Here is a 20,822-nt window from a genome sequence, read left to right as displayed (position 1 = left end):
GCTCAGCGCACCGCGGTGAAGAAGCGATCCAGCCGGAAGCCCGACAGCCAGGCCCAGACCGGCTGGTTCTTGAAGCCGAGGTCCCAGGAGCCGACCACCGCATCGGCGCGGCCCACGAGGTTGTCGATCGGCAGCAAGCCAACGCCGCCGTCGCGCAAGGCAACGCGGCTGTCGGCGGAGTTGTCTCTGTTATCGCCGAGCACGAACAGCTTGCCGGGCGGAACGGTCACCTCCGGGGTGTTGTCGAGCCGGCCGTTGTCGCGCATCTTGAAGATCAAATGCGACACGCCGTTCGGCAGCGTCTCGACGTAACGATAGGCCGGCTCGTTACGGCCGGTGTCGTCCTCGGCATCGCCGATGCCGTCCGGCTTCAGCGCGGCTGCCTGGCCGTTGATGTAGAGCTGGCCCTGGCGCATCTGGATGCGGTCGCCGGGCAGGCCGACGACGCGCTTGACCCAGGCCTGTGAGGTGTCGCCGGGCCAGCGGAACACGACGACGTCGCCCCGCTTCGGCGTTTCGCCGAACAGGCGGCCGGTCTCGGGCAGCGTGATCTGCATCGGCAGCGACGAGGTGCCGTACCCATAGGGGAATTTCGACGCCAGCAGGGCGTCGCCGATCATCAGGGTCGGCTCCATCGAGCCGGACGGCACGTAGAACGGCTCGGCGATCGCGCCCTTGGCGACGAACACCACCATCACCACGGCGGCGAGTTGCGCAAGCTGACCGCCCCAAGTGGTTTCCTTACGCACGGCCTTGGTTCCGATCTTGCTCGTGGACATCTTGTCGAGGCTCATCGGCCCGTGCCTCCAACGGTGATGCGATCCATGCGAAGCGTCGGCTGACCGACGCCGACCGGCACGCCCTGGCCGTTCTTGCCGCAGGTGCCGATGCCGGTATCGAGCGACAGATCGTTGCCGATCATGCTGATGCGGTTCAAATCCGTCGGGCCGTTGCCGATCAGCATCGCGCCCTTCACCGGCGCACCGACCTTGCCGTTCTCGATCCTGTAGGCCTCGGTGCACTGGAAGACGTATTTGCCCGAGGTGATGTCGACCTGGCCGCCGCCGAAATTGACAGCATAGATGCCGTTCTTGACGGATGCGATGATTTCGGCCGGGTCGTGCTCGCCGGCCAGCATGTAGGTGTTGGTCATGCGCGGCATCGGCACATGTGCGTAGCCCTGGCGGCGGCCGTTGCCGGTCGGCGCCATGTTCATCAGCCGCGCGTTCTGGCGGTCCTGCATGTAGCCGACGAGAATGCCGTCCTCGATCAGCAAGGTACGGCTGGTCGGCGTGCCCTCGTCGTCGATCGACAGCGAGCCGCGGCGCGAGGCCATGGTGCCGTCATCGACCACGGTGACGCCCTTGGCGGCGACCGGCTTGCCCAGCAGTCCGGCAAAGGCCGAGGTCTTCTTGCGGTTGAAGTCGCCCTCGAGGCCGTGGCCGACGGCCTCGTGCAGCATCACGCCGGGCCAGCCGGCCCCTAACACGACGTCCATCTCGCCGGCGGGGGCGGGGACAGACTCCAGGTTGACCAGCGCCTCGCGCAGCGCGCCGTCGGCGGCCTCGCGCCAGGCTTTGGTCTCGATGAAGCGCGCATAGGCCTCGCGGCCGCCATAGCCCTTGCCGCCGCTCTCCTGGCGATCACCCTGGCCGGCGACGACGGAGATGTTCACGCGCACCAGCGGGCGGATGTCGCGATAGCTCTCGCCATCGGGCCGCAGGATCTCCACGACCTGCCAGGTCGCGCCCAGGCTCACCGTCACCTGGCGCACGCGCGGATCCTTGTCGCGCAGATACGCGTCGATCTCGCCGAGCAGCTTGACCTTGGTTTCGAAGCCCGGGGCGTCCAGCGGATTGTCGTCGCCATAGAGCCGGACGTTGGTGTGCGGCGGTGCGCTCGCGAACGTGCCGGAATAGCCGCCCCTGACCGCGCTCACCGCATCGGCGGCGCGCATCAGGGCCGGCAGCGACACGTCGGAGGAATGGGCATAGCCGACCGCGTCGTCCTTCACCGCGCGCAGGCCGAAGCCCTGGCTGGTGTCGTAGGTCGCCTGCTTCAGCCGGCCATTGTCGAAGGTCAGCGCCTCGGTCTGGCTGTATTCGAAGAACAATTCGCCGTCATCGGCGCCGGCCAGGCCGCGCGCGACCTCGCTCCGGACCGCATCGCGATCCAGATTGGCGCGCTCGAGCAGGGAAGTGGTGGGAGCAGTCATGTTTCAATCCGTTGTCGGAGCGTTCATTCCAAGATAGTTGTTTTGACGCCGGGGCGCGAGGGGCTGGATGATTACCGAACTGACATGGTTGAGATCGTTCCCATCACGTCCGCTCACATCGAGAGCTTCCACCGCACGCTCGATCATGTCGCGCGCGAGCGGCGCTATTTGTCGTTCGTGCAGGCGCCGCCGCTGGAGTCCACGCGCGCCTTCATTCTGAACAACATCCACGAGGGATATCCGCAATTCGTCGCTCTCTCGGCCGGGGAGGTGGTCGGCTGGTGCGATGTGACGCCCAAATCGGGGCCAATCGATGCCCGGATCGGGGTGCTCGGCATGGGCCTAATGCCGCAGTTCCGGCACCAGGGCCTCGGCAGGCGACTGATGGCGGCGGCGCTCGAAGCCGCGCGGGCGGCCGGCTTCTCGCGTGTCGAGCTCACGGTCTACCGCAGCAACACCAACGCTATCCGGCTGTACCAGAAGGCCGGATTCCTGCTCAAGGCGGTGCAGCCGCGGGAGCCTGGCGATGACGGGTTCGACAAGACCCTGCTGGTGATGGCGCTGGCGCTCGACGGCCCGCGCTGAGGCCGCGGCGCGCGCATTCAGACGCGCGAACTCACGGCTCGATCACGGCATCGTGCGCGGGAGGGGCCTGTCAATCGTGGCCAACGTCAGGGCAGCTTGTCGAAGCCTTCGGCCAGTCCGTTGAGGCTCAGCGGGAAGCCGATCCCTTCCTCCGGCGTCTCGAAGATGATGAAGGTCGCGGTCTTCGCCGTCTTGAGCTGGCCGAGCAGCTTGTCCTCCAGCACCACCTCGGCGACGCAGCCATTGGGCAGGCAGCGCACGAAGCCGGCGCGGCCGACGTCCTGGTTGTCGAGCTTCAGGCCGAGGCCGGAGGGCAGCAGCACGCCGAGCGGCGCCACCACGCGCATCAGCCGGCTCTTCTGGTCGGCGGTCTTCAGCATGATCACGGTGAGGCCGGCATTGGAGCGGTCCTCGGCCACGACGCTCTGGATCAGCGCGCACTGCTCGCTCTGCGCGCCGGGCGGCGTGTCGCAGCGGATCTGCCAGTCGCCATGCACCGAGCGCACCGCGCCCTGTGCCAACGCCGCGTGCGGCACGCCGACCACCGTCGCGGCCATCAGCGCGATCGCCGTTGCTGCGGCGGAGGTCATTGCGGCGACACGCGTGAGTCGCGCACGCACCGCGCTGAATCGGTACAAACGGCGCGAGTCATTCGCAGCTGGGGTCGACATGTCAGCTGTCCTGTCCGTTGAAACCCTGATCCGGGTCGGTGCCATGACAATTTCCTGTGGGTGATCTGCGCGTCCGACGCCATGATACGGCAATGATGGCGTCTTGAGGACAGCGTCACCGGCGTAAGGCACGAAACGATACCAAATATGGCCGCACCCCGGTGGGCGCTGCCGCAGCGCCTCGCCGAATCAGCCTCGCAAACGGCCGTGTCCCGTTTGCCTACATCGCGCCGCACGCCTGTCAAGCGCCCGTTGCCCGCGAAATCACGGCATGCGGCAATCTCCCGGAAAATACGCTTGTCGCGACGAACGGCGCGGCGCGCGATATCCGGCGCAAGACTGCATTGCGATAGATCAAGAATTATGGTTTGAGAAGAAAGATTTCGTCATTCCAGTGAACTGGCCCAGGTGCTTTTCTATGCATCCGCCCGAAGGCCATTTGTCAGGAGAGCGGATCGAACGGCGCGCCGCCGCGTGAAGCGGGCGGTGCGCTGAGGGGGAAAGTTCTGAAGGGAGCGCGACGGCATGAAGATGTCGAAAGGCCAATTGAGCGCCTTGCTGGGGTTGGCTGTAACGGGCATGACGCTCGTGTCGGGTGGAGCGGCGTTTGCTGAAACGGGGCAGCCGGCGCCATGGGAAGTCAAGCTGCAGGAGGCTGCGACGCCGGTGATGGAGAACATCACCTGGTTCCACGGCCTGCTGCTGACGATCATCACCATCATCACGCTGTTCGTGCTGGCGCTGCTGATCGCCGTGGTGGTCAAGTTCAACGCGCGCGCCAATCCGGTGCCGTCGCGGACCACGCACAACACGCTGCTCGAAGTGGCGTGGACGCTGATCCCGGTGCTGATCCTCGTCACCATTGCGGTGCCGTCGTTCCGCCTGCTGTTCCTCGAGCTCGACGTGCCGAAGGCCGACCTCACGATCAAGGCGACCGGCAAGCAGTGGTACTGGAGCTACGCCTATCCCGACAACGGCAAGTTCGAGTTCGACTCGCTGATGGCGCAGGACAAGAAGCCGCGCCTGCTGGCGGTCGACAATGAGATGGTCGTGCCGGTCAACAAGGTGATTCGCGTCCAGACCACCGGCGCCGACGTCATCCACTCCTTCGCCGTGCCGTCCTTCGGCATCAAGATCGACGCCATTCCCGGCCGCCTCAACGAGACCTGGTTCAAGGCGACCAAGGTCGGCATGTATTACGGCCAGTGCTCCGAGCTGTGCGGCAAGGACCACGCCTACATGCCGATCGCGGTGCGCGTCGTGAGCGACCAGGAATTCACCGCCTGGGTCGAGGACGCCAAGAAGAAGTACGCCAGCGCGCCCGCGAGCACCTACGCGTCGGCTGCGGGCATATCGCAGTAGCGCGCGGGGACGAGCGCTTAGGATTGAGGGCCGCCTCGCGCGGCCTACGGGGACACTGAGGATTGGACAATGGCGACGAACGCGACGACCCTGACCGGCCATGACGATCACGCGCACGACCATCCGACCGGATGGCGCCGCTGGATCTATTCGACCAACCACAAAGACATCGGCACGATGTATCTGATCTTCGCGGTGTGCGCCGGCATCATCGGCCTCGTCATGTCGGTCGCGATCCGCATCGAGCTGATGTATCCGGGCGTGCAGTTCTTTCACGAGAACCACACCTACAACGTGTTCGTGACCTCGCACGGCCTGATCATGATCTTCTTCATGGTCATGCCGGCGATGATCGGCGGCTTCGGCAACTGGATGGTGCCGCTGATGATCGGCGCGCCGGACATGGCGTTCCCGCGCATGAACAACATCTCGTTCTGGCTGCTGCCGGCCTCGTTCGCGCTGCTGCTGACCTCGACCTTCGTCGAGGGCGAGCCCGGCGCCAACGGCGTCGGCGCCGGCTGGACGATGTATGTGCCGCTGTCGACCTCGGGTCATCCGGGACCAGCGGTGGATTTCGCGATCCTGTCGCTGCATCTCGCCGGTGCGTCGTCGATCCTCGGCTCGATCAACTTCATCACCACCATCTTCAACATGCGTGCGCCGGGCATGACCCTGCACAAGATGCCGCTGTTCGTGTGGTCGATCCTGGTGACGGTGTTCCTGTTGCTGCTGTCGCTGCCGGTGCTCGCCGGCGCCATCACCATGATGCTGACCGACCGCAATTTCGGCACCACCTTCTTCGATCCGGCCGGCGGCGGCGACCCGCTGCTGTTCCAGCATCTGTTCTGGTTCTTCGGCCATCCGGAAGTGTACATCCTGATCCTGCCCGGCTTCGGCATGATCAGCCAGATCGTGTCGACCTTCTCGCGCAAGCCCGTGTTCGGCTATCTCGGCATGGCCTACGCCATGGTCGCGATCGGCGGCATCGGCTTCGTGGTGTGGGCGCACCACATGTACACGGTCGGCATGTCCTCGGCGACGCAGGCCTATTTCGTCGCCGCCACCATGGTGATCGCGGTGCCCACCGGCGTGAAGATCTTCTCCTGGATCGCCACGATGTGGGGCGGCTCGATCGAATTCCGCGCGCCGATGCTGTGGGCGGTGGGCTTCATCTTCCTGTTCACGGTCGGCGGCGTCACCGGCGTCGTGCTGGCGAATGCCGGCGTCGACCGCGTGCTGCAGGACACCTATTACGTCGTCGCGCACTTCCACTACGTGCTGTCGCTCGGCGCCGTGTTCGCCATCTTCGCGGGCTGGTACTACTGGTTCCCGAAGATGTTCGGCTACATGTACAACGAGACCATCGCCAAGGCGCACTTCTGGGTCACCTTCGTCGGCGTCAACTTGGTGTTCTTCCCGCAGCACTTCCTCGGCCTGTCGGGCATGCCGCGCCGCTACATCGACTATCCCGATGCCTATGCCGGCTGGAATCTGGTGTCGTCGATCGGCTCCTACATCTCGGCCTTCGGCGTGCTGATCTTCATCTACGGGGTCGTCGACGCCTTCATGCGCAAGCAGCAGGCGGCGAACAATCCGTGGGGACCGGGCGCGACGACCTTGGAATGGACCCTGTCCTCGCCGCCGCCGTTCCACCAGTTCGAGGTGCTGCCGAAGGTGCAGTGAGCCCGATCTCTCCGACGCGGCGCCCATCCGGCGCCGCGTCGATATCCGCCGGTGGTGCGCCCGATGGTTTGCCGGATGGAGTCTTGAATCGAGGTTCTGGCGCGCCCTGCGTCAGAGCCGTTTGAATTGAAGCCTGTGAATTGAAGTCTGGATTCGTCGTGTCGGTCATCGATCAGAACGCCATTGCCGTCGGCCCGCGGATTTCCGAGGCCGATGTCGGCGATTATCTCGCGCTCCTGAAGCCGCGGGTGATGTCGCTCGTGATCTTCACGGCGTTGATCGGCCTGCTGATCGCCCCGGGCCATTTCCACCCGGTGCTCGCCATCACCTCGCTGCTGTGCATCGCGGTCGGGGCCGGGGCCTCCGGGGCGCTGAACATGGCGCTGGAAGGCGACATCGACTCCCTGATGTCGCGCACCGCCAACCGCCCGATCCCGCGCGGCCGCGTCACCCGCCAGGAGGCCCTCGCCTTCGGCATCACGCTGTCGTTCTTCTCGGTGCTGACGCTGGGCATCCTCGTCAACTGGTTCGCCGGCGCGCTGCTTGCCTTCACCATCTTCTTCTACGTCGTGATCTACACGCTGTGGCTGAAGCGCTGGACCGCGCAGAACATCGTCATTGGCGGCGCCGCCGGCGCCCTGCCGCCGGTGGTCGCCTGGGTGTCGGCCACCGGATCGATCGCGCCGGAGCCGCTCTGGCTGTTCCTGATCATCTTCTTCTGGACCCCGCCGCATTTCTGGGCGCTGGCGCTGTTCCGCAGCGACGATTACGCCCGCGCCGGCGTGCCGATGCTGCCGGTGGTCGCCGGCCCCGATGCGACCCGGCTGCAGATCCTGCTCTACACGATCGTGCTGGTGGCGGTCGCGCTGGCGCCCTGGCCGCTCGGCTATTTCGATGCCGTCTACGGCGTCGTCTCGCTGGCGCTCGGCGCCGGCATGCTATGGCTCGCGATCGAGGTGTTCCGCAAGCGCGAGCGCAGCACCTCGCTGCGCGCCAACCGCAAGTTGTTCGCCTTCTCGATCCTTTACCTGTTCGCGCTGTTCGCGACGCTCGGGCTCGAAGCGGTCGCGCGCATGATCGCGCCGCTGATCTGGTAAGAGGCGCGAGACTGGAAAACATGGCGATCACGATGGCAGATCCGAACGAGCAAGAGGGCATCGTCCTCACCGAGGCGCAGCTGCGCAGCCGCCGTCGCCGCTCGATCGCGATTGCGCTCGCGCTCGGCGTGCTGGTGGTGCTGTTCTTCGCGGTGACCATGGTGAAGGGTCCCGCGGTGCTGAATCGGCCGATGTAGAGACGCGATGCAGGACAGGGCGAAGCAGACCGCAATGGAGACAACCGACCAGATCGTTCCGGCGACAGCGCCGGCCGCGCCGCGCCGCGGCCTCGGCCGCGATGCGCTGGTCGGCGGCATCTGCGGCGCCGTCGTGGTGCTGATGGTCGGCGCGTCCTATGCGGCCGTGCCGTTCTACAACTGGTTCTGCCGCGCCACCGGCTTCAACGGCACCACGCAGGTCGCGACCGCGGCGCCGTCGTCGGCGCCGCTGGCGCGCCGGATCGGCATCCGTTTCGATGCCAATGTCGCCGGCGGGCTGCCGTGGAAGTTCGAGCCGGAGAAGACCGAGATCGAGGTCGCGATCGGCGAGGTGGTCACGGTCTACTACAAGGTCACCAACCAGGCGGCGCGCACCACCATGGCGCAAGCGGCCTACAACGTGACGCCGCTGACGTCGGGCGCCTATTTCCAGAAGATCAACTGCTTCTGCTTCACCGAACAGACCATGGCCCCGGGCGAGACCCGTGAGATGCCTGTCGTGTTCTACGTCGATCCGGCGATCACGGCCGATCACGAGAATGACGGGCTGAAGACGATCACGCTGTCCTACACCTTCTATCCCGTTCGCGACGCCGAGCCCAAGCCGATCGCCGCGGGCGAGCCGGACAAACCGCGGGGCAACCTGTGACCGCGCGGACGTCCGATATCCGGGGACCATTGCTGTTGAACGACACCGTGCCGGCGCGACCGGCATCGATCTGGGGAGAGACCTGACATGGCTGAGGCGCACGCCAAGCATCACGACTACCATCTCGTCGACCCGAGCCCCTGGCCGTTCGTCGGCTCGGTCTCGGCCTTCATCATGGCGTTCGGCGCGATCGGCTGGATGCACAAGATGTTCGGCGCCGCGCCGGTCGTGTTCGGCATCGGCACCATCGGCGTGCTCTACACCATGGCGAGCTGGTGGGGCGACGTCATCAAGGAAGCGCAGTACAAGGGCGATCACACCCGCGTGGTGCAGCTCCATCACCGCTACGGCATGATCCTGTTCATCGCCTCCGAGGTGATGTTCTTCGTCGCCTGGTTCTGGGCTTATTTCAATGCCGCGCTGTATCCGAACTTCGAGGTGCAGGCCACCCGCGACGCCCTGTTCGGCGGCGTCTGGCCGCCAAAGGGCATCGAGACCTTCGATCCCTGGCATCTGCCGCTGCTCAATACGCTGATCCTGCTGACCTCGGGCACCACGGTGACTTGGGCCCACCACGCGCTGCTCGAGGGCGACCGCAAGGGCCTGAAATACGGCCTGATCCTCACCATCCTCCTGGGCGCCACCTTCACCTGCGTGCAGGCCTATGAGTACAGCCACGCGACGTTCTCGTTCGCCGGCCACATCTACGGCTCGACCTTCTTCATGGCGACCGGCTTCCACGGCTTCCACGTCCTGGTCGGCACGATCTTCCTGATCGTCTGCCTGGCGCGCGCCTATGCCGGCCACTTCACGCCCAAGCAGCATCTCGGCTTCGAGTTCGCCGCCTGGTACTGGCACTTCGTCGACGTGGTCTGGCTGTTCCTGTTCATCTGCATCTACGTCTGGGGCCACGGCGCCGAGGCGATGGCCCACGGCGCGCACTGAAGCTGGCGCGCACCGCTTCCGCCGAACGTGCTAAGAAGGGGCGGCCCTCGGGCCGCCCTTTCTCGTTGCGGCGGCGCCCGGCGGTTGATCGAAATGTGATCCGCTCTCGTCGCCTCCGGTTGTATCACCATGAGGCGTCGCCCGGCCGCCCAGGGGGCAAGACACCATGACCACCCATCCGCCCGTCACTTTGGCCCAGACCGTCCTGCGCGGGCTCGCCTGCCGCTGCCCGCGCTGCGGCCGGGGCAAGCTGTTCGACGGCTTCCTCAACCTGCGCAAGCGTTGCGAAGCCTGCGATCTCGACTACGCCTTCATCGACACCGGCGACGGTCCGGCGATCTTCATCATGATGCTCGCTGGCGCCATCGTGGTCGGCGCCGCCCTGATCGTCGAGGTGAAGTATCAGCCGCCGTTCTGGGTCCATGCCGCGCTATGGGGACCGCTGATCCTGGTGACGACGCTGCTGCCGCTGCGCGCGATGAAGTCGCTGCTGATCGCCCTGCAATTCCACCACAAGGCCGCGCCCGGCCGTTTGGTGGACAAAACGCCGCGATGAGGGACTTAACGGATCGCCGCCGGCGCGGTGCGCTCCCTCCCCCCTTGTGGGGTGGGGAGGGGGGTAGCTCCGGCGGCAGTCTTTGTGGGGCTACCCCCACCCCCAACCCCTCCCCGCAAGGGGGAGGGGAGCGCACCGTCTGCGTCGGCAGAGCGCGCAGCCTGTCGTTGGCGGCCCTGCAACGATGACCTCGACCCGCCCCAACACCTCATCTCGCGCCTTTGCCGCCTTCACCCTCGTCATGGTCGCACTGTTCATCGGCCTCGGCGTCTGGCAGTTGCAGCGCCGGGCAGCGAAGCATGCGCTGATCGCCGCGCTCACCGATCGCGTCGCCGCTGCGCCCGAGCCGCTGCCGCCACAGACGGAATGGCGCACGCTGACGCCGGAGCGCGACGAATTTCGCCGCGTCAGCTTCACCGCCACCTACACCAGACTGCCGGACGCGATGGTCTACAGCGCCGGCTCGGCCGTGCGCGAGGACGTCTCCGGGCCGGGCACCTGGGCGTTCCTCCCCGCGCGCCTGCCGTCTGGCGAGACCGTCGTGATCGACGCCGGCTTCGTCGCCAACACGATGCAGGAACGCAGCGTCCAGGATCGCCAGGTGGGCAAGCTCGTCACCGGCGTCCCCGTGACCCTGACCGGCTATCTGCGTTTCCCGGAAGCCGCCGGCCTGCTCACCGCGGCGGAAAATCACGACAAGCGCCTGTGGTTCACCAGGGATCATCAGGCCATGGCCAACGCCCTCGGCTGGGGTGAGGTCGCGCCGTTCTACATCGATCTGGAATCGCCAGTGCCCGACAATGGCATTCCCAAGCCCGGCCCGCTGTCGCCGCATCTGCGCGACGAGCACATGCAATACGCGATCACCTGGTTCTCTCTGGCCGCCGCGTTGATCGTCGCGTTCGCGGTGTGGGCGCGCGGCCGGCGCGCAGCGAACCGATGAGCCCGTAGCCCGCGAAACGGCGCTTGACTTAGAGCGCGCTCGAACCCGTAGCCTGCCGGGCGTCGTGAATGGAGATGAGCGCGCATGAAGATCGGCGAGCTGGCGAGGCAGTCGGGGCTCACGCCCCATACCATCCGCTACTATGAGCGGATCGGGCTGCTGCCCAGGGCCGATCGCGATCATGCCCGCCAGCGGGACTACGACGCATCGATCCTGACCTGGATCGAATTCCTCGGCCGTCTCAAGGCCACGGGAATGCCGATCCGGGACATGCTGCGCTATGCCGAGCTGCGCGCGGGCGGCGCTGCCACGGAGCCGGGCCGACGCCGGCTCCTGGAGCGCCATCGCGACGCAGTCCGGGCGCGCGTCGCCAGCTTGCAGGATTGTCTTCTCGTTCTCGACGCCAAGATCGCCGGCTATGCCGGCGCGAACGAGAGGACGAACGATGATGACGCAATCAACGCCCAGCCAATCCACGACGACGAGCCCGATGCCGGGCGGCACGCAATCGGGCGCCAACAACGATCAGGATCGGCTGGCGCGCGGCCGGCGCGCGCTCGATAGCATTGACGGCGAGGCCGGCCACAATGTGATCGCGGCGCTCGCCGACATCGCGCCGGATTTCGCGACCTACGTGATCGAGTTTCCGTTCGGCGACATCTATTCGCGGCCCGGCCTCGATCTGCGCAGCCGCGAGATCGCCACCATCGCGGCCCTGACCGCGCTCGGCAATGCCAGCCCGCAGCTGAAAGTTCATATCCATGCGGGCCTCAATGTCGGCCTCAGCCGCGACGAGATCACCGAGGTGATCATGCAGATGGCGGTCTATGCCGGCTTTCCCGCCGCGCTCAACGGCCTGTTCGCGGCCAAGGCGGTGTTCGCCGAGGCGGACGCGAAAGGCGCGGAGGCCGCACGGGTCTGAGCGGTCTCCTTGTAACGCGTAGCCGGAATGAGCAACGCGACATGCGGGACCGGTGCGACCCCGCATGTCGATGTCGCTCATGCGGGCTACGGTTGCGGGCTACGGCTTGGTCCCGATCGACCGCACGCTCCCCGAGACCTTCACCGGCGCACCGGCCGATCCGTCGAGATCGACCTGCAGGCAGCAGGGCACGCCCATGTCCTCGCCCTGGCGGATCACGATCGGCCCCTCGGCCGCCCAGGCGAGCTCGCGCAGATAGCCGGCAGACGACGATCGTCAACATTTCTACCGAACGCATTGAACCGCGCGATGACGGCGGAGCGGGAGGCTGGTTCAGAGCGCCACCATGCGCTGCGCTCCCGCGCCGGCGTCCGTAACGCCGCCGTAACCCGGAGCCGCGACCATTGCTGTGCCAACAACCGGTTTCGCGCACGGGCCAAAACCATTATGGTGCCGGACCATGTTGCCGCCAGGCGGTTCCGATTTCGAATTCAATCAACGGGTTATGGCCTGGTGACGCAGGTCAGGAGAGCGGTTTGACGCGCTATGTTTCGACCCGCGGGGAAGCCCCCGCGCTCACCTTCTGCGATGTGATGCTGACCGGGCTCGCCCGCGACGGCGGCCTGTACGTGCCCGAGACCTGGCCGCAGCTGACGCCCGAGACGATCGCTTCGTTCTTCGGCCGGCCCTATTGGGAGGTCGCGGTCGAGGTCATCAAGCCGTTCGTCGCCGGCGAGATTTCCGACGAAGAACTCGGCCGCATGGCCAACGAGGCCTATGCGACCTTCCGCCACCCCGCCGTGGTGCCGCTCGACCAGAGCGCAGCGCACCAGTTCGTGCTGGAGCTGTTCCACGGCCCGACGCTGGCGTTCAAGGACGTGGCGATGCAGCTGATCTCGCGGCTGATGGACCACGTGCTGGCCAAGCGTGGCGAGCGCACGACCATTGTCGTGGCGACATCAGGCGATACCGGTGGCGCGGCGGTCGAGGCTTTCGCCGGCCGCGACTATGCCGATCTGATCGTGCTGTTCCCGCATGGCCGCATCTCCGAGGTGCAGCGGCGGATGATGACGACGTCGGGTGCGGCCAACGTGCATGCGCTGGCGATCGAAGGTCATTTCGACGACTGCCAGGCGATCGTGAAGGGCCTGTTCAACCATCACGGCTTCCGCGATTCGGTCAGGCTGTCGGGCGTCAACTCGATCAACTGGGCGCGCGTCGTCGCCCAGGTGGTCTACTACTTCACCTCGGCGGTCGCGATCGGCGCGCCCCACCGCGCCGTCGACTTCACCGTGCCCACCGGCAATTTCGGCGACGTCTTCGCCGGCTATGTCGCCAAGCGCATGGGCCTGCCGGTGCGCACGTTGCGCGTCGCGACCAACGTCAACGACATCCTCGCCCGGACGCTGACGACCGGCATCTACGAGGTGCGCGAGGTGCATGCGACGGCTTCGCCCTCGATGGACATCCAGGTGTCATCGAATTTCGAGCGGCTGCTGTTCGAAGCCGGCGGCCGCGATGCCGGCACCGTGCGGCGGCTGATGGACAGCCTCAAGCAGTCCGGCCGCTTCGTGCTGCCCGATGCCATGCTGGCGGCGATCCGCGCCGATTTCGATGCCGGCCGCGCCGACGAAACCGAGACCGCGGCGGCGATCCGTGCCGCCTTCCGCGAGGCCGGCGATCTCGTCGATCCGCACACCGCCGTGGCGCTGGCCGTAGCCGATCGCGACGGCACGGATCTGTCGGTGCCGAATATCGTTCTGTCGACCGCCCATCCCGCCAAATTCCCCGATGCGGTCGAGGCCGCCTGCGGGATGCGGCCGCACCTGCCGGTGTGGCTCGAAGGGCTGATGAGCAAGCGCGAGGACATCAGGATCATGCGGAACGACCAGGCCGAGGTGGAGAAGTTCATCCGCTCGGTCAGCCGGGCCGCCAAGCAGGGAATTGCATGATGGGTGTGGAAGTCACCAAGCTGCCGACGGGGTTGACGGTCGTCACCGACACGATGCCGCATCTGGAGACGGCGGCGCTCGGGGTCTGGGCCGGCGTCGGCGGTCGCGACGAGAAGCCGGACGAGCACGGCATCTCGCACCTCCTCGAGCACATGGCGTTCAAGGGCACGACGACGCGCAGCGCCCGCGAGATCGTCGAGACGGTCGAGGCGGTCGGCGGCGATCTCAATGCCGGCACCTCGACCGAGACCACGGCCTATTACGCCCGCGTGCTGAAGGCGGACGTGCCGATGGCGCTCGATGTGCTCTCGGACATTCTGGCCAATCCGTCGTTCGTGCCGGAGGAGCTGGAGCGCGAGAAGAACGTGATCGTGCAGGAGATCGGCGCGGCACAGGACACGCCCGATGACGTCGTGTTCGAGCATCTCAACGAGCTGTGCTTTCCGGACCAGCCGATGGGCCGCTCGCTGCTCGGCACCGCCAAGACGCTGGAGGCGTTCGATCGCGACAAGCTGCACGGCTATCTGTCGACGCATTATCGCGGACCCGACATGGTGGTCGCCGCGGCCGGCGCCGTCGATCATCAGCGGGTGGTCGAGGATGTGACGAAGCGATTTGCCAGCTTCAATGGCGGCCCGGCGCCAAAGCCGCTGCCGGCGACATTCGGCAAGGGCGGCTCACGCGTCGTGCACCGCGATCTCGAGCAGGCGCATCTGACGCTCGCGCTCGAGGGCGTGCCGCAGGCCGATCCGTCGCTGTTCTCGCTGCAGGTGTTCACCAACATCCTGGGCGGCGGCATGTCGTCCCGGCTGTTCCAGGAGGTGCGCGAGAACCGGGGGCTCTGCTACTCCGTCTATACGTTCCACGCGCCCTATAGCGACACCGGCTTCTTCGGCCTCTACACCGGGACAGATCCGGCTGACGCGCCCGAGATGATGGAGGTCGTGGTCGACATCATCGGTAATGCGGTGGAGACCTTGAGCGAGGCCGAGGTCGCCCGCGCCAAGGCGCAGATGAAGGCCGGTCTGCTGATGGCGCTGGAGAGCTGCAGTGCCCGAGCCGAGCAATTGGCGCGGCATATCCTGGCCTATGGACGGCCGCAGACCTTGCAGGAGATGGTCGCCAAGATCGAGGCGGTCAGCGTCGAGAGCACGCGCGATGCGGCGCGGGCGCTGCTCGCACGCAGCAAGCCGGCCGTCGTCGCGCTCGGCACCGGCAGGGGTCTGGACACAGCGGTGACTTTCGCCGAAGGTCTGACCGGTTCGAGATCGAAGGCCCAACTGCACTGAACGTGGTGCGGCTCGGTGCGGTCTTCGCATTGAATTCCGCCAGGACTCGGCGCCGGAGATCTGGGGTGGGTCGGAGCAGGCTTCGACCCGGAAAGAGCAGGGGGAGCATCACAGATGGCCCTGTTTCGCTTGCCATCCAACGGACCGGCTGCGCTGGCTCCGCGCGGCCAGGGCCTGCTGCTGCGCGCGCCGCAGATGGCCGATTACGCGCAATGGGCGCGGCTGCGCGAGATCAGCCGCGACTATCTCACGCCCTGGGAGCCGATCTGGCCGTCCGACGACCTGACGCGCTCCGGCTTCCGCCGCCGGCTGCGCCGCTATGCCGAGGACATCTCGGCCGACCGCTCCTATCCGTTCATCCTCTTCCGCGAGCAGGATGGCGCCATGCTCGGCGGCATCACGCTCGCCAATGTCCGCCGCGGCATCGTTCAGGCCGGCACCATCGGCTACTGGATGGGGCAGCCGTTCGCGCATCATGGCTACATGACGGCGGCGCTGCGGCTACTGCTGCCGACCTTGTTCGGCGAGCTCAATCTGCACCGGGTCGAGGCGGCCTGCATCCCGACCAATACGCCGTCGATTCGCGTGCTGGAGAAATGCGGCTTCACCCGCGAGGGCCTGGCGCGTCGCTACCTGTGCATCAACGGGGTCTGGCAGGACCATTACCTCTATGGCCTGTTGCACGAGGATTTCCGAGGGTAGCAATCGTGATCGGGATGGCCGCGGGAGAGGCCGATCGGGGCTGGTTCCGGCCTCTGAATTGGGTATAGACGCCTGGGCTGGGCGACCGAGTTGCCGGGGATATCAGACGATGCGAGAGACGAGCGTGATCAGGGTTGGGACGTTGGCAGCCGTGCTGCTGGCCTTGGGAGCCGCGGGCGCGGCGCCGCCGGCGGCCGCCCAATCGCTGACCGACCGCTTCAAGAGCCTGTTCGGCGGCGGCTCCGACAACAAGGGACAGGAGAACTTGCCCGCCGGCGGCGGACCGCCGGCCGATCCGACCGAGGGCCTGACCTGTCCGCCGGTCAGCATTCGCGCCGGCGCCTCGACCTACGCCGTGGCCGCGCCCGGCAAGCAGGCGGTCGGCAATGACGTCCGGTTCCAGGCGTCGATCACGAAGACCGCGCGCGAATGCAATCTCAACGGGGCCGAAATCATCGCCAAGATCGGCATCCAGGGGCGCATCGTTGCCGGACCGGCGGGCGCGCCAGCGAGCGTCGACATTCCCATGCGCATCGCCGTGGTCCAGGGCGGCATCGGCGAGAAGGTGATCGCGACCAAGTCGTATCGCACCACGGTGCAGATGACCGAGGACGGCAGCGTGCCGTTCACGATCGTCGCCGAGGACATGGTCTATCCGGTCCCGCCGCCCGGCGCCAATGCCGACAATTACGTCTTCTACATCGGCTTCGACCCGCAGGCCCTGACCCCGGAGCGGCCGCACGGCAAGAAGCGGAGGTGAGGCGAGTGAACGACGGCGAGGCCGCGCTCGGCAGGTCCGGGGCCGATGGCCTTCAACGCAAAAGGCCGGCGCGATGAAATCGCCCCGGCCTTTTGAAGATTCTGGATCAGATGGACTGCCGCTCAGTTCAGCTTGCGGCCGACTTCCGCGATGCCTTTGGCCACGAGGTCTTCGCCAAGAGCGCCCTTGACCGACTGCGACAGCACGGTCGCGGCGGCCTGGACGGCGGCATCCGCCGCAGCGGACCTGACGTCGGCGAGAGCCTGGGCCTCGGCGAGGGCGATCTTGCTCTCGGCGGCCTTGGTGCGACGGGCGACGAAGTCTTCCATCTTGACCTTGGCCTCCGCCGCGATGCGCTCGGCTTCCGCTTTGGCGCTGGTGATGATCTCCTCGGCCTCGCGTTCGGCACTGGCGCGGCGGGTCTTGTAATCGGCGAGCACCTTGGCCGCCTCTTCCTTGAGCCGCTTGGCCTCCGCCAGCTCGTTCCTGATGCGCTCGGAGCGATTGTCGAGCGCCTTCAGGACCGTGCGGTGGACACCGAGATAGGCGAACAGGCCCATCAGGATCACGAAGGCAATCGCAACCCAGGTTTCCGGATCAGCAAGCAAATGCATCAGGCTGTTCCCTTCAACGATGCATCGACCGCAGCCTCGACCGTCTTGGCCGCAGGGGCCTTGCCGGTGAGCTGCTTCACGATCGCGCTGGCTGCGTCTGCGGCGATGCCGCGGACATTGCTCATTGCGGTCGTGCGGGTGGTGGCGATGGACTTCTCAGCCGCCGCGAGCTTGGATGCGAGGCTGTCTTCCAGCGCCTTGCGCTCGGCGTCCGAAGAAGCCGCGAGCTTCTCGCGGGTCTCGGCTCCGATCGCCTGGGCACGGGCACGAGCCGTCGCCAGCTCGCTTTCATACGCCTTCATCGCGGCTTCGGATTCATCCTTCAGCCGCTGCGCTTCAGCCAGATCGCCGTCGATCGACTTCTGGCGGGCGTCGATGACGGCCCCGACCTTCGGCAGCGCCACACGCGAGACGATCACGTACAGCGCCACGAAGGCGATCACCAGGGAGACGATCTGGGAGGGAAAGGTTTCCTTCTGGAAGGGAGGGAAACCATGCCCGCCATCGGCCTCAGTATGGGCGCTTGCGGTGCCCTTGGCCTCGCCGCCCTTGGCCTCGCCATGACTTTCAGCCACGGGCTTCTCCTGTCCGGCTCAGGCCGTCTTAGACGGCGTACAGCAGGAGCAGCGCGATCAGCAGCGAGAAGATGCCGAGCGCTTCGGTCACCGCGAAGCCGAAAATCAGGTTGCCGAACTGGCCCTGGGCAGCCGACGGATTGCGCAGAGCGGCCGACAGATAGTTGCCGAAGATGATGCCGATGCCGGCACCCGCGCCACCCATGCCGATGCAGGCAATGCCCGCGCCAATGTACTTCGCTGCAACCGGATCCATGAAACGAACTCCTTTGAGGGGTTTGGTAGAGAGGGCCGGATCAGTGGCCCGGATGGATAGCATCGTTGAGATAGATGCAGGTGAGGATCGTGAAGACGTAGGCCTGGAGGAACGCGACCATCAGCTCGAGGCCGGTCAGCGCGACCGTGAGGCCGAGCGGCAGCAACGCGCCGACCTTGCCGACGAAGCCGAGCGCGCCGAGCATGGTCACGAAGCTCGCGAACACCTTCAGCGTGACGTGGCCGGCCAGCATGTTGGCGAACAGACGGACGCTGTGCGAGATCGGGCGGGAGAAGAAGGAGATGATTTCGATCACGACCACCAGCGGCAGGATCACCGCGGGGATGCCGGACGGCACGAACAGCTTAAAGAACTTCAGGCCGTTCTTGTAGAAGCCGTAGATGATGACCGTCAGGAACACCAAGAGCGCCAGCGAGAAGGTGACGATGATGTGGCTGGAGACGGTGAAGGTGTAGGGGATGATGCCGACGATGTTCGAGACGAAGATGAACATGAACAGCGAGAACACCAGCGGGAAGAACGTCATGCCGTGCGAGCCGGCGCTGGTTCTGATGGTGTTGGCGACGAATTCGTAGGACAGCTCGACCACCGACTGGAACCGGCCCGGCACGAGCGCGCGCCCGGCCGCCATCATCATGACGGCGATGAGCACGACCGCGAGCAGCATGTACGCGGACGAGTTCGTGAAGGTGATCTCCTGATTGCCGATGTGGCCGATCGTGAAGATCTTGTTGAGATGGAATTGGTGGATCGGATCGATCATCCGCGTGGCGTCTCAGTTGTTCACCGGCCACGCCGGCGCTTTGCAATTCACTCGACGATCTTCCGCGCTGATCTCACTGGCGGGGCCTGTCGGGAGCTATGCCTGCGGATCTCACCACGTTCAACACGCCGGCGGCAAAGCCGAGCAGGAAAAACACGATGAAACCGAAGGGCGATGTCGACAGCAAGCGGTCGAAGCCCCAGCCAAGCAACGCGCCGACGAGGACACCGGCGATCAACTCGGACGACAGTCGCAGGCCACGCGCCATGGCCGAAGCCCGGGCTGCAGTGTCACCGCTGCCGTTTCCAGGTTGATCAGCCCCGATCTTTCGGCCGTCGCGAATTTCGGACAACCGTTGGTCGAGACTTCCGAGCCTTGCGGAAAGCGCAGCCTCATCGGGCGACTTGTCGCGATCCTTGTGTCCGCTGCTCTCGTTCGTGTCATCCGCCATGTGCCATCCGCCACGTGTGGAGACCCGACCCGGTGCCGCGAGTTTCAGGAATTAGCGCCCCATCGCCCTTTAAAGCCGGGCGGACCATACTGACCGCATCCCCCCAAGTCAAGATTGCGTGTTGAACTGTTAGATGCCTGAATTTACACGTTTTCTCGGCTTTTTCGTCAGATCGGTCGCGCGTGTCACCGCGCCGCATCAACAGTGTTGTGTGCGGCTGCGATCTTGCACCCGTCAGGACCCTCTGATCAGCTCTCGCTGAGCTCCAACCGACACGGGAACCCGCATGGCGCGCCAGATCGACTACTATTTCTCGCTGCAGTCGCCATGGGCCTATATCGGCCACCGGCTGTTCCGCGACATCGCCGCGAGCCACGGGGCGACCGTCAACCTCAAGCCGGTCATGCTGGTGGATCTGTTCGCCGAGACCGGCGGGCTTCCACTGGCCAAGCGCCATCCGGCGCGGCAGCGCTATCGCATCGTCGAGCTGAAGCGGTGGCGCGACAAGCGCGGTCTTGATTTCCACATCCAGCCGAACAACTGGCCCTTCAACGCCCGGCTCGCCGACGGCGTCGTCATCGCGGCGCAGCAGGCCGGCCTCGATCCGGAGCCCTATCTGCAGCGCGCCTTCCCGGCCATCTGGGAGCAGCAGCTCAATCTTGCGGATGCCGAGGTGATCGCCGGCTTGGCCGATGCAGCCGGACTGCCGGGCCGCGATCTCGTGACGCAGGCGGCGACGGACATGGTCGGGGCGGCCTACGAGCAGAACCGGCAGGACGCGATCGCGGCCGACGTGTTCGGCTCGCCGGCCTATGTGCTGGACGGCGAGATCTTCTGGGGGCAGGACCGGCTCGAGCTGCTGGCGGACGCGTTGAAATCCGGTCGCTCCGCCTATACGTCCGAAACATAGGTGCGGCCTGTGGCAGGGGATCGCACCTGGGGCAACGTCATGGCCGCGACACAATGTCGGCGTGCATGGCGGCGGTTGCGAATGCGCCTGGGAGAGCCAGCCATGAGTCTCACGAAGCCCTACCGGCCGCCCCTCCTCGCGCTGTTGGCGTTGAGCTGCCTGGGCGGAGAGGCGTTTGCGATCGAGGACACCGCGCCTGACGGCGACAAGGGACGCTACACGATGTCGACGACATCGGATGGCGTGATCCGGCTCGATACGAGGACCGGTGCGGTCTCGATGTGCAACAACAGCGGTGGGTCGGGCTTCGCCTGTTACGCGGTGCCCGATGAGCGCGCCGCGCTGGATGCCGAGATCGGCCGTCTGCAGGCGGAGAATGAAAAGCTCAAGGGCCAGCTCGCGTCGCGCGACCAGAGCATCTCCGGCAAGATCGATGAGCCGCTGCCGAAAGATCAGGCGCTGCCCAAATCCGATCAGTTGAAGAAAGTCGAACCCAAGACGGGGGACAAGCCCGGTGAATCGAAATCCTCCGATGCAACGCGCAAGCTCGAGATCCCGCTGCCCAGCGACCAGGACATGGATCGCATGATGGGGTTCCTCGAACAGGCTTGGCGCCGGCTGCTCGACATGGCGACGCGGGTGCAGAAGGACGTCTCGGGCAGGATCTGAGACCGCTTCGAGGA

The 20,822-nt window shown here is 66.0% G+C and carries 25 protein-coding genes; 17 read left to right on the top strand and 8 right to left on the bottom strand.

From position 1 onward, the window contains the following. Positions 1–2 precede the first annotated feature (2 nt). Together lepB and tldD are read right to left on the bottom strand one after the other, a co-directional pair. Positions 3–794 carry a signal peptidase I gene (gene lepB / locus QX135_RS12105; RefSeq protein WP_315757600.1) on the bottom strand — a complete coding sequence of 264 codons (792 nt, stop codon included), beginning with the start codon at positions 792–794 and terminating at the stop codon, positions 3–5. Beyond that, positions 791–2,215: a metalloprotease TldD gene (tldD, locus tag QX135_RS12100; protein WP_315735865.1), complete on the bottom strand. Its 1,425-nt coding sequence runs from the start codon at positions 2,213–2,215 to the stop codon at positions 791–793. The genes lepB and tldD overlap by 4 nt, the downstream gene beginning before the upstream one ends. Positions 2,216–2,299: 84 nt before the next feature. On the opposite strand from tldD, the gene QX135_RS12095 reads away from it, so the two are divergent. Then, complete coding sequence (locus tag QX135_RS12095; RefSeq protein WP_315735867.1) at positions 2,300–2,800, top strand: GNAT family N-acetyltransferase; 501 nt, start codon at positions 2,300–2,302, stop codon at positions 2,798–2,800. Positions 2,801–2,886: 86 nt separating this feature from the next. Here QX135_RS12095 and QX135_RS12090 read toward each other — a convergent pair whose 3' ends face one another. After that, entirely contained in the window at positions 2,887–3,516 is a 630-nt protein-coding gene (locus QX135_RS12090) for an invasion associated locus B family protein (RefSeq protein WP_315757598.1), read from the bottom strand. Positions 3,517–3,996: 480 nt separating this feature from the next. Between QX135_RS12090 and coxB the strand changes: the two genes are divergently transcribed. From coxB to QX135_RS12020, 14 genes are all read left to right on the top strand, one after another. Further along, on the top strand, positions 3,997–4,833 hold the full coding sequence (gene coxB, locus QX135_RS12085; protein ID WP_315784764.1) for a cytochrome c oxidase subunit II: 837 nt from the start codon (positions 3,997–3,999) through the stop codon (positions 4,831–4,833). Positions 4,834–4,902: 69 nt separating this feature from the next. Continuing rightward, positions 4,903–6,516: a cytochrome c oxidase subunit I gene (ctaD, locus tag QX135_RS12080; protein WP_315735873.1), complete on the top strand. Its 1,614-nt coding sequence runs from the start codon at positions 4,903–4,905 to the stop codon at positions 6,514–6,516. Between the two features lie 158 nt (positions 6,517–6,674). Next, positions 6,675–7,613, top strand: a complete 939-nt coding sequence (locus QX135_RS12075) for a heme o synthase (RefSeq protein WP_316234094.1) — start codon at positions 6,675–6,677, stop codon at positions 7,611–7,613. 20 nt (positions 7,614–7,633) lie between these two features. Further along, entirely contained in the window at positions 7,634–7,810 is a 177-nt protein-coding gene (locus tag QX135_RS12070) for a CoxF protein (protein WP_315735877.1), read from the top strand. A 34-nt stretch (positions 7,811–7,844) separates the two neighbouring features. Further along, positions 7,845–8,480, top strand: a complete 636-nt coding sequence (locus tag QX135_RS12065) for a cytochrome c oxidase assembly protein (protein ID WP_315735879.1) — start codon at positions 7,845–7,847, stop codon at positions 8,478–8,480. An 87-nt stretch (positions 8,481–8,567) separates the two neighbouring features. Next, positions 8,568–9,425, top strand: a complete 858-nt coding sequence (locus tag QX135_RS12060) for a cytochrome c oxidase subunit 3 (RefSeq protein ID WP_315757594.1) — start codon at positions 8,568–8,570, stop codon at positions 9,423–9,425. A 166-nt stretch (positions 9,426–9,591) separates the two neighbouring features. Next, on the top strand, positions 9,592–9,981 hold the full coding sequence (locus QX135_RS12055) for a DUF983 domain-containing protein (RefSeq protein WP_315735883.1): 390 nt from the start codon (positions 9,592–9,594) through the stop codon (positions 9,979–9,981). A 184-nt stretch (positions 9,982–10,165) separates the two neighbouring features. Continuing rightward, positions 10,166–10,924, top strand: coding sequence for an SURF1 family protein (locus QX135_RS12050; RefSeq protein WP_315735885.1), 759 nt, complete (start codon positions 10,166–10,168; stop codon positions 10,922–10,924). Between the two features lie 84 nt (positions 10,925–11,008). Then, positions 11,009–11,488, top strand: coding sequence for a MerR family transcriptional regulator (locus tag QX135_RS12045; protein WP_315797760.1), 480 nt, complete (start codon positions 11,009–11,011; stop codon positions 11,486–11,488). Next, positions 11,415–11,846, top strand: a complete 432-nt coding sequence (locus QX135_RS12040) for a carboxymuconolactone decarboxylase family protein (protein WP_316160873.1) — start codon at positions 11,415–11,417, stop codon at positions 11,844–11,846. The genes QX135_RS12045 and QX135_RS12040 overlap by 74 nt, the downstream gene beginning before the upstream one ends. Before the next feature lie 536 nt (positions 11,847–12,382). After that, the gene (gene thrC, locus QX135_RS12035; protein WP_315797758.1) at positions 12,383–13,798 is read left to right on the top strand and encodes a threonine synthase; all 1,416 of its coding nucleotides are present in this window, start codon (positions 12,383–12,385) and stop codon (positions 13,796–13,798) included. Beyond that, a complete protein-coding gene (locus QX135_RS12030; protein WP_315735902.1) occupies positions 13,798–15,087 on the top strand; it encodes a pitrilysin family protein in 1,290 nt (429 codons plus the stop codon). The genes thrC and QX135_RS12030 overlap by 1 nt, the downstream gene beginning before the upstream one ends. A 114-nt stretch (positions 15,088–15,201) precedes the next feature. Beyond that, positions 15,202–15,789 carry a GNAT family protein gene (locus tag QX135_RS12025; RefSeq protein ID WP_315735904.1) on the top strand — a complete coding sequence of 196 codons (588 nt, stop codon included), beginning with the start codon at positions 15,202–15,204 and terminating at the stop codon, positions 15,787–15,789. 142 nt (positions 15,790–15,931) lie between these two features. Then, positions 15,932–16,549 (top strand): hypothetical protein, encoded by a 618-nt coding sequence (locus QX135_RS12020; RefSeq protein WP_315778388.1) that lies wholly within the window; start codon positions 15,932–15,934, stop codon positions 16,547–16,549. Between the two features lie 122 nt (positions 16,550–16,671). On the opposite strand, the gene QX135_RS12015 is transcribed toward QX135_RS12020, so the two are convergent. The 5 genes from QX135_RS12015 to QX135_RS11995 all read right to left on the bottom strand — a co-directional run bounded on the left by QX135_RS12015 (position 16,672) and on the right by QX135_RS11995 (position 19,229). Next, positions 16,672–17,163: an ATP F0F1 synthase subunit B gene (locus QX135_RS12015; protein WP_315797757.1), complete on the bottom strand. Its 492-nt coding sequence runs from the start codon at positions 17,161–17,163 to the stop codon at positions 16,672–16,674. Beyond that, on the bottom strand, positions 17,163–17,738 hold the full coding sequence (locus QX135_RS12010; protein WP_315735908.1) for a F0F1 ATP synthase subunit B': 576 nt from the start codon (positions 17,736–17,738) through the stop codon (positions 17,163–17,165). The genes QX135_RS12015 and QX135_RS12010 overlap by 1 nt, the downstream gene beginning before the upstream one ends. Positions 17,739–17,766: 28 nt before the next feature. Continuing rightward, positions 17,767–17,994 carry a F0F1 ATP synthase subunit C gene (locus QX135_RS12005; RefSeq protein WP_006615622.1) on the bottom strand — a complete coding sequence of 76 codons (228 nt, stop codon included), beginning with the start codon at positions 17,992–17,994 and terminating at the stop codon, positions 17,767–17,769. A gap of 40 nt (positions 17,995–18,034) precedes the next feature. Next, the gene (locus QX135_RS12000; RefSeq protein ID WP_315735910.1) at positions 18,035–18,778 is read right to left on the bottom strand and encodes a F0F1 ATP synthase subunit A; all 744 of its coding nucleotides are present in this window, start codon (positions 18,776–18,778) and stop codon (positions 18,035–18,037) included. Positions 18,779–18,851: 73 nt separating this feature from the next. Next, positions 18,852–19,229: an AtpZ/AtpI family protein gene (locus QX135_RS11995; protein ID WP_315784748.1), complete on the bottom strand. Its 378-nt coding sequence runs from the start codon at positions 19,227–19,229 to the stop codon at positions 18,852–18,854. A 286-nt stretch (positions 19,230–19,515) separates the two neighbouring features. Between QX135_RS11995 and QX135_RS11990 the strand changes: the two genes are divergently transcribed. Both QX135_RS11990 and QX135_RS11985 read left to right on the top strand, forming a co-directional pair. Next, a complete protein-coding gene (locus QX135_RS11990; protein WP_315735914.1) occupies positions 19,516–20,139 on the top strand; it encodes a 2-hydroxychromene-2-carboxylate isomerase in 624 nt (207 codons plus the stop codon). A gap of 102 nt (positions 20,140–20,241) precedes the next feature. Then, positions 20,242–20,808 (top strand): hypothetical protein, encoded by a 567-nt coding sequence (locus tag QX135_RS11985; RefSeq protein ID WP_315773769.1) that lies wholly within the window; start codon positions 20,242–20,244, stop codon positions 20,806–20,808. The last annotated feature ends 14 nt before the right edge of the window (positions 20,809–20,822 follow it).

The organism is Bradyrhizobium sp. SZCCHNR1098, assembly GCF_032489375.1.
Lineage (GTDB): Bacteria > Pseudomonadota > Alphaproteobacteria > Rhizobiales > Xanthobacteraceae > Bradyrhizobium.
This window is presented reverse-complemented; position numbering and strand designations above follow the sequence as displayed.